1 protein-coding gene is annotated in these 502 nt (G+C 44.4%); it reads right to left on the minus strand.

Annotated features, from left to right (window positions below):
- On the minus strand, positions 1–502 hold a 502-nt coding region (locus R7Q09_RS28735; protein WP_318144283.1), incomplete at both ends, for a metal-dependent hydrolase.

Here is a 502-nt window from a genome sequence, read left to right on the forward strand (position 1 = left end):
TTTCATAAATCACTTTCCAGACCAAAAGATTGCCGAAGGTTGGTTTTGCTTTTAGCTGCACAGCGCTGTGCTGTCGCTCTTGGACAATTTTCCATCCGGCCGCTTCTGCTCTATCTCGTTGAATAACCCCAAGAGTCAGATAAGCCAGAGACCATAGAAATGCGACACGCGCATAATTTCGATTTCGCTTCAGTGCGGCAAACAAAAGCAGGATCAAAATCGGAAGTGAGAAAGCGGGGTCGATAACAGAGATCGTATTCCAGGCATAGCGTGTGTTGCTTATCGGCCAAAAAAGCTGAGTCCCATAGCTGGTGCAAGCATCTAACAGCGCATGGGTGCTATAACCAAGGGCACAATAAAACCAACTCTGTTGAAAGTTTAGCTCTCGTCTTTTTGCAAACAACGGATACAACACTAAAGCACAGAGAAAACTGCCAAAAGGGATAAACAATAATGAATGGGTAAAGTGTCGGTGATATTCCAAAAACAGTAATGGGTCACT

The sequence above is a fragment of the Vibrio sp. 2130-1 genome (genome assembly GCF_033339515.1).